This is a genomic window from Cyclobacterium sp. L-R (assembly GCF_056859355.1).
In genome coordinates this window covers 109,619-117,939 of sequence record NZ_JBSXOH010000100.1, presented here as the reverse complement: position 1 = coordinate 117,939, position 8,321 = coordinate 109,619, and the positions used below count along the sequence as shown (strand labels likewise).

General features: G+C 36.9%; 5 protein-coding genes. 1 reads left to right on the top strand and 4 read right to left on the bottom strand.

Annotated elements, in window-relative coordinates:
• Nucleotides 1–284 precede the first annotated feature (284 nt).
• The 4 genes from AC13EX_RS24500 to AC13EX_RS24485 form a co-directional block, all read right to left on the bottom strand.
• On the bottom strand, nucleotides 285–1,898 hold the full coding sequence (locus AC13EX_RS24500) for a RagB/SusD family nutrient uptake outer membrane protein (RefSeq protein ID WP_482894680.1): 1,614 nt from the start codon (nucleotides 1,896–1,898) through the stop codon (nucleotides 285–287).
• 18 nt (nucleotides 1,899–1,916) lie between these two features.
• Complete coding sequence (locus AC13EX_RS24495; protein ID WP_482894679.1) at nucleotides 1,917–5,168, bottom strand: SusC/RagA family TonB-linked outer membrane protein; 3,252 nt, start codon at nucleotides 5,166–5,168, stop codon at nucleotides 1,917–1,919.
• 79 nt (nucleotides 5,169–5,247) lie between these two features.
• Nucleotides 5,248–6,210 carry a FecR family protein gene (locus AC13EX_RS24490; protein WP_482894678.1) on the bottom strand — a complete coding sequence of 321 codons (963 nt, stop codon included), beginning with the start codon at nucleotides 6,208–6,210 and terminating at the stop codon, nucleotides 5,248–5,250.
• Between the two features lie 141 nt (nucleotides 6,211–6,351).
• Complete coding sequence (locus tag AC13EX_RS24485; protein ID WP_482894677.1) at nucleotides 6,352–6,891, bottom strand: RNA polymerase sigma factor; 540 nt, start codon at nucleotides 6,889–6,891, stop codon at nucleotides 6,352–6,354.
• A gap of 548 nt (nucleotides 6,892–7,439) precedes the next feature.
• Between AC13EX_RS24485 and AC13EX_RS24480 the strand changes: the two genes are divergently transcribed.
• A complete protein-coding gene (locus AC13EX_RS24480) occupies nucleotides 7,440–8,261 on the top strand; it encodes a helix-turn-helix domain-containing protein (RefSeq protein ID WP_482894676.1) in 822 nt (273 codons plus the stop codon).
• The last annotated feature ends 60 nt before the right edge of the window (nucleotides 8,262–8,321 follow it).

Here is an 8,321-nt window from a genome sequence, read left to right as displayed (position 1 = left end):
AAGTGTTGCAATCGCAAGAAAATCAGGCTGTTTGGAGATTTTAGCATAGCTCCGCTATGGTGAAATTGAAAACAGCAACGAAGTGGCTGATTTTAAAGCGATTTCAGCACGTAATAGAATGTCTATTGCATATTTCGGGTTTAACCAAGATGGTAGGGTTCAGATAAATCTCGGAATTGGCTAAAAAAAATCCCCCGGCTTATAAAAGTCGGGGGAAATAGTTTCACTCTGATACACAATTGCTATGCGATTATAAAGTCAGAGTTTAAATCTCAAGAATTAAATTAATAACCCGGATTTTGAGCAAATTCATTTTTCGTTCTATCAATTTGGCTTTGAGGAATTGGTCGAAGCGTATGGTAATCCTGAATATTTGGACCACCATTAGGATTGTACATTTTAACTCTTTCCAATAGTTTTCCTGTTCTTTTTAAATCAGTCCATCTATGAAGTTCTCCTGCTAACTCTCTACCTCTTTCATCAAGAATCATATCAATATCCAACTCAGCTGAAGTGATCAAAGGAATCTCTTCACCTCCAGGAAATTCAGCCCTTTTTCTAAGCGTGTTGAAATAAGAAGTTGCTTCGTCCAACTTGCCCTGCATCATCAAAGCTTCAGCAGCGATAAGGTAAGTTTCACCCAATCTCATGTACATATAATCCCTTCCATTATTTCTAAGGTAAGGATAACGATGTTTTTGAACAGTTGGAGAAAATACGTCATTTCTATCTTTAATAATTACCAACCTGTATGGTGCACTTTCTATTTGCTCAGGAGTATATTCCTGCCTAATCGGATCATTGGTAAACCATGCAGCAGTATCTCCTATAGAGAAGCCTGCAGGAACATTAGGTTCGTCATTGTACAACCAAGCCTCTTTGAAGGTAACGCTATAGCGAGAATCATTTCTGATATGTAAACCGCCATTTCTATAATCATTACCAAACAATGTAGTAAGGGTAAAATCTGTTGGCCAAAAACGAGCAATACCAACATGGTACATATCATCACCAATTAAGCCTGGTAGCAACCATTGCCTTGGGCCCAAAAATCTCTGTAGTTCGTTACCTGGATTGTTTACTTCTGTATTATCACCCCATTGAACCGACCAGATTACTTCTTCGTGTCGTTGATTGAATGGATCGAAAACATCAGCATAATTATCCAACAATTGGTGTCTTCCTCCTTCAATTACTTGTATAGCAAGATCAGAAGCCTTTTCCCAGTTGCCTATTGTTAGGTGAACTTTGGCCAAATGATTGGTAGCAGCATCATGAGTTGGTCTGCCGTACTGCACCTGCTCTAAAGGAAGATGTTCCATAGCAAATTCCAAATCTGAAACAATGGCAGCATATACCTCATCTTCAGAAGCTCTGAAAGCTTCCAATTCAACACCGGTAGTTTCTTCCAAGGTTAAATGAACTGGTCCAAAATGCTGAACCAATACAAAATAATAATGCGCTCGTAAAAATCTCGCCTCGGCCACTTTCGCCGATTTTGTAGTTTCGTTCATTCCTTCAATACCATCAGCTCTTGAAATAACCGTATTGGCATAGTTGATACCTTTGTAGAAATGTTCCCACACTAGCACATCTCCAGAAGGAGAAAGTACGGTCGAAGCATTAAGGCCTGGTCCATAATTGTCCCATTCAGAGTTATAGCTTTGTCCTTCCATGAACATATCTGTACCAAATAGGTTCATCAATAATCCTGGCTCTCTACCGTAATACCATCTTAATGGTACATAAGCTCCAACCAATGCTTCATCTAAACCCTCAGGAGTTGAAAATTGCACATCAGCAACTGTATCTGTAATCATATTCTCTGTCAGGTCTGCACAACTTATGCAAGTACTAAAGACAGCCAATCCAAGTATATATTTTATTGTAGATTTCATCTTTTTGACATTAGTGGTTTAAAATCCAAGTTCAATACCTAACAAATAGGTTCTGTAATTAGGCATATCATGATTCCTTGCTCCTTCAGGATCCAATCCAGGAAACTGAGTGAAAGTAAAAGGATTTTGAACACCTGTATAAATTCTGGATTTTCGTAAGCCCAGTCTATCTAAAAGTCCATCAGGCAGACTATAACCAAGGGTGATATTTCTAACTCTTACAAAACTAGCATCAAAATAACCCATAGGTGTAGAATAATCATGACCACGAACCCTTGGTTGAGGGTATTCATTACTAGGATTGTCAGGAGTCCAATAATCAACATCTCTCGAATTCAGGTTATACCCTCTTCTAAGGTTAATCATACCTCCTAAAGAAGTTCCTCCTGCCTCACTGAAAATGTTAATTCCCTGAGTGGTGTAAATGAAAAACGCGAAATCGAAATTGTTATATGTAATTCTATTGTTTAAACTACCAGTCCAACTTGGTACATCAGATCCCAATAATACTCTATCATCAGCACCAATTCTACCGTCATTGTCGATGTCTTTTAATTTCATGTCACCAGGGTTGGCTCCATAAGAATTGGCCAAATCTTTTTCAGACTCTTGCCAGATTCCGATAAACTGCCAATCATAATACACATTGATTGGTTGTCCAATAAACCATAAGTTACCTGGATCATCTTCTTTACCACCATATAATTCGGTAATTTCATTTCTATTTGCATGAAATACCAAGTCTGTAGTCCACCTAAAACCACCTGGTCTTTTGGCTTCTACATTGACAATAGAAACATTAAACTCAAAACCTCTGTTTCTTGTCGCACCAACGTTTTCTAAGGTACTTACAAAACCTGAAGTTGGAGGTAATTGTCTGTTCATAAGTAGGTCTATGGTTCTTTGCTCATAAATCCCTACAGTACCCATTACTCTACTGTTCCAAAGTGAGAAATCTACTCCTATATCAATTTGTCTCGTTCTTTCCCATCTCAATTCTGAATTGGCTAACTCTGCACTTTGAAATCCAAATACGGATTGATCGCCAAAGGCATATCCTACTCTTTGAACTCTACCTTGAGTTTGATAAGGGTCAATACCTGTATTACCTACATCACCGTAACTGGCACGTAATTTCAATTCGTCAAAAGTTGAGTTGTTAGACATAAAGTCCTCCTTATCCAACAACCAAGCTAAAGCCATGGAAGGGAAAAGACCATATTTGTTACCTTTTGCCAGTCTGGAAGAACCATCAACCCTACCTGTCATGGTCACAATATATTTGTCCTTCATTGAATAATTTAAACGAAGCATATAAGACTCCAATGCCCATTCATTCAAATAGGAACTTCTAGAAGTGGTTTCTTCAGCTGTACCAATATTATGGTAACGTTGTTGCTCAAAAGGCAATCCTCTAACGGAAACACCAGAACCTGTTTCTCTTAAAGTCTGCACACTATATAGACCAGTAGCTCGGATTTTATGATCAGTGCCAATGTCTTTTGAATAGTTGACAATGTTTTCATAAAGGATATTACTGGTTTTGCTATTGGCAACGCTAGCTGTAGAAGTCTGCCAAGTATGTGTTCCTCTATCGTAATAGGTAAGATCCGGTGCAAAATTGAACCTGTAACTCAAACCCTCTATAATATCAGCTTCTGCGTAAACATTAGTGATTATACGGGTTCTGTCTCTCCTGTCAATATACAAATCCCTATCCAAGGCCAAAGTAGGGAAACTCTCACCTACCGCAAATTCACTTGAAAGAGCTCCTTCCGCTCTAGCTGGCCAATCCAATGGACTTCTTAAGATTAGATCTCTGAAATTACCTCCCTGGTATTCTTCACTGGTAGTTACCTGCGCTGATACACCAGCTCTAAATCGATCGCTAACTTCCTGATCCAAATTTAATCTTCCCACAAAACGGGAGAAATCATTGTTAGATACAATTGACTTATGATCCAAATAAGTACCTGACAAGGCATATTTAGTATCTTCTGTTCCACCTCTTACACTCAATTGGTGATTTTGTTGAAAACCTGTTTTAAAGGCTTCTTTTTGCCAATCGGTATCTACACCATTTCTAATTCCTTCAAGTTCCCAATCTAAGAACAAGGCCTCATCGGTAGTGTAAGATCCTTGTTGTCTGGCAGCATCTCTTTGCATTTCAGTGAATGTCTCGGCATCCATCAAATCAACTCTGCTGGAAATATTTTGCACACCTGCAAAGGCACTATATTCTATTTGAGTACCTCCAGAATAACCTCTTCTGGTCGTAATCAATATTACACCATTCGATCCCCTCGAACCATAAATTGCTGTAGCTGAGGCATCTTTAAGGATTTCAATAGATTCAATATCGGATGGGTTAATATCCATAAGGTTTCCTGCAATTGGAATACCGTCCATTACTATCAGTGGATCATTTCCTGCTACCAATGATCTAGCACCACGAATCCTTACTGTAGCTCCTGCACCAGGTCTGTAACTATCTGCCACTACATCTACTCCGGCAGCTCTACCTTGAAGCAAGCTTTCAAATGAATAAGTAGGTTCACTAACAATGTCTTGCCTTCCAATAGAAGCAATTGATCCAGTAATTTCTCTTCTTTCAACTGAACCATAACCAACCACTACAAACTCATCTAGGGAAGATTCGTCCTCTGATAAAGTAATGCTTAGCTTGGTTTGATTACCTACATCGATTTTTACTGTCTCATAACCAATAAAGGAAACGACCAATGTAGCACCAGCAGGCGCGTCAATCGAGAAATTTCCATCAAGGTCTGTAGCAGTACCTATGCCTGTACCTTCTACCAATACCGTAGCACCGGGAATAGGGCTTCCACTTTCATCAACAATGGTTCCTGTGATCACTTTTAGATCCGCAGGAGGCGCATTTGATTTGGTAGCCTCGGTTTTCTTAGCAACAGTAATCGTATTATTGATCTGTTTGAATACCAGATTAGTTTTCCTTGAAATCTCCTCAAGAACTGTTTCTACATCTGATTTACTCAGACCTATTTCCAACACCAAATTTTTATCAAGCGCATTTTCATACACAAAATTAAAATCAGTCTGATTTTCAATCTGATTGAAAATTTCTACCAAAGTTTCAACCTCGCCATGGAGGCTGACCTTGGTCTCTTTCATTATCTGGGCATCTGAATTATATGCCCAACCTACCCCTAAGCCCAGGTAAAAAAGGCATCCAATGGAAAATATCCGCATAGTTATCCTCATAAAAAGGAGAAGTAAATTTTTTTTCATAATTTGTGATTGTTAAATGTAACTCGTTTTTAATGAATTGCTTTTATTTCGGTGGCGCTATTGGTACTAGCGCCACTTTTTAGCAATTACCTTTTTTTACTTTTAGGTGTTTTCCGTTTATCTCATAGGCAATTCCAGTAGCGTATTTAATTGATTCCATAATGTCTTCTAAGGTCATTCGAGTGTAACTACCCGTAACCAAGCATTTCATATTTTTATCACTCAGTTCTACAGATTCTAATCCGTACCAATTGGATAAAGTTAGGAATACTTCATTAATAGGCGTCTGATTGAATATTATCTTTCCATTAACCCAAGCAAACTTTAAATCGGGATTAATCTTCACTTTACTGCCTATACCTGATTCTGGTTTATAGGTCAATTGTTCGTTTGCAATTAAGAAATTATCGTCTTTTGAAGCTTGATCTGAAGCTTCTTTCACTTTCACCTTTCCTTCTTTTACGGCTACCGTTTGTGCCTTTCCTTTATAAGCACTAACCGTAAATGCAGTACCCAAAACACTGGTTTCTAATCCATCTGTAACTACTACAAAAGGATAATCTGGATCTTTCGCTACTTCAAAAAATGCCTCTCCCTCAAGAAACACTTTACGATTGGTAGAAAACTGCTTGTTTATTTTTACTTTACTACCACCATTCAAATGTATAATAGAACCATCCGCTAAAGTAAGCTTTCGCCTCACTCCCCGAGGGTTAATAAACTCTTCAAATCTCTCTTCAACCAAGGTTTCTTCTAAAGGTAAATCCTTGTTTTTAAAATTGTAAACCTCTAATACACCCAAAAAAATGACTAAAAACACTGCAGCCCATCCGATCCATCTAAAATCCATTTTAGGGTGGGGTTGGGGCTTTATTTTCGCTTTTAAAATATTTAAATTTTCTTCCTTCCTCGTGTCAAGAAGAGCTTCTTTGCTTACATCTAATCCTTCATACCAATGATTTAATATTACTCTTTCCTCAGGACTTAGCTTATCTTCTAATTCCTTCTTAATTAGATGCAAAATATGATTTGGGATATTCATAATTAACCTGCTATATATACTAAGTGTCAAATTTGATAAGACACTACCTAATAAATTTATTTTTTTTTTACATTTTTTTTAATCACCCACAGTTAACCTACTCAAAAACTGAGACTTAACTATAAAAATTAAATTGGAGTATTAACCGAAAAGGTAATTTTTTATTTCAGCTCGAATAAAAAGTAAGGAAAGGTGAATCTTATTGTGTACCGTCTGTGGGGCAATCTCAAGTTTGGTCGCAATTTCTTTAGTAGAGAGGTGATTGTAACGACTAAGTTTAAAGGTTTCTTTTTGACCTTCAGGCAATTTGTCTATGGCCACTTCTATTTTTGCATACAATTCTTCAAATTCCAGGATTTTTGATACATCTGTCTGCACCTGACTTTCATCAAGATTGGCTATATCACACAACACTTTCCTGCTATAAATAACCCGGTAGACTTTGTACTTTACTGCTGTTAACAGATAAACTTTAAGATTTTTCTGAACAGCCAAAGATTTCCTGTTGTTCCAAATGGTTAAAAAAATATCTTGAACCAAGTCCTCGGCCTCTGAAGCATCTCCTAATTTAGCGTATGCTTGCCGGACAAGCATCTCCCAATACTTATTGTAAATGGTCTCGAATGCTTTCACATTGTCTGCGGCCATTGCTTTTAACAATAGGATATCGGATTCTCTCATTTTATTTTAAGTAGGATTTGAAATGCTACACCCGACCAATTTATAGCAACATTTTCTAGTTTCCAATTAACCACACCGGAACTGGCCATAAATTTCAAGAAATTACGCGTTTTTATTCTAAAACACACCTAAATCCCCAATATTTCATTGAATTTCGCTACTAAATTTTCAATCGAATAACCTAAACCTAGTTAGAAATTTGCTCTAAATTCTTAAAATATCAATTAAAATTCAAAATCCACCTTAAAAATCAAACCCAGCGCAATGTTATTTTTAAAATGGATTAACACCTAATTACGCCTGATTAGGCTATAAAAATACTGATCTGTATTAAGTAGGATTCCCTTCCTATATAAGTTTTCTAAGGCTTATATTGGGTTCTAGGCCTCATTAATCTACACTACAGTCCTAAAACCTTGTTGAATTACAATTGGCTAAAATTCAACTTTTATCTAAATAAATACTTTGCTTATGGGGAAACCCTAATTTGGTTCTGTATTTTTGTTAATTGAAAATCATTTAAAAGAAAGGAAGTTTCTTAAAAGGGCATGGAAAAAGAAATCAGAGAAATAGGCAAAAAAAACAAAATTGAAAAAGAGCTTGTAATCAAGGTTTCAAAAATGAAACCAGTCATAAAACCTACCAAACCCCATCGCCACGAAGGATACCATGAATTGATCTTTTTAAATAAAGGATCTGGACACCATATTGTTGATGATAATAAACATGAGGTACGTCCTCCTGTTGGATTTTATTTGAACCTCGGCCAAGTCCATTGCTGGGACTTTTCTCAAATTCCAGAGGGGTATGTTGTCATGTTTAAAGAAGAAGCACTAACCAATTACCCTTCAGCTTTAAACAATCTTTTCCGGCTACATGACAAGTTTAATATGCCGCGTCAGGATTATAACTTAATGGAACAATTAGACGTTTTTTATAGAGATTTTAAAGCTAATGAACCTTTAGAGTTACTCTCTGCTCACCTCAATACATTAATTTTAAAAACCGTAAATCTACCAGCCCTCAAAGACAATATACATCCAAATTACATTAGTGAGTTTAGTCGCTTGAGAAGATTGCTCAATGAAAATTATTTAAACCTGAGAACTTCTGAAGAATATGCCAACCTTATGAAAATTAGCACCAGGAAACTCAATCAGATATGTCAAGCTGCCGCTGGATGTAATGCCATAGAAATAATTAAAGAACGCTTATTTATTGAATCCAAAAACCTACTTACGCATACCAACTTACCCGTCAACGAAGTGGCCTATAAATTGAATTTTTCAGACCCTTCTAATTTCATTAAGTTCTTTAAATCCCAATCCACCCTCACTCCTATGGAATACCGGTCTAGGTTATTGTCCTAAAATTACCATTATTGGTAATAATATACCGCAGTATTATCTGCTATGCTCGCTTATTTTGCA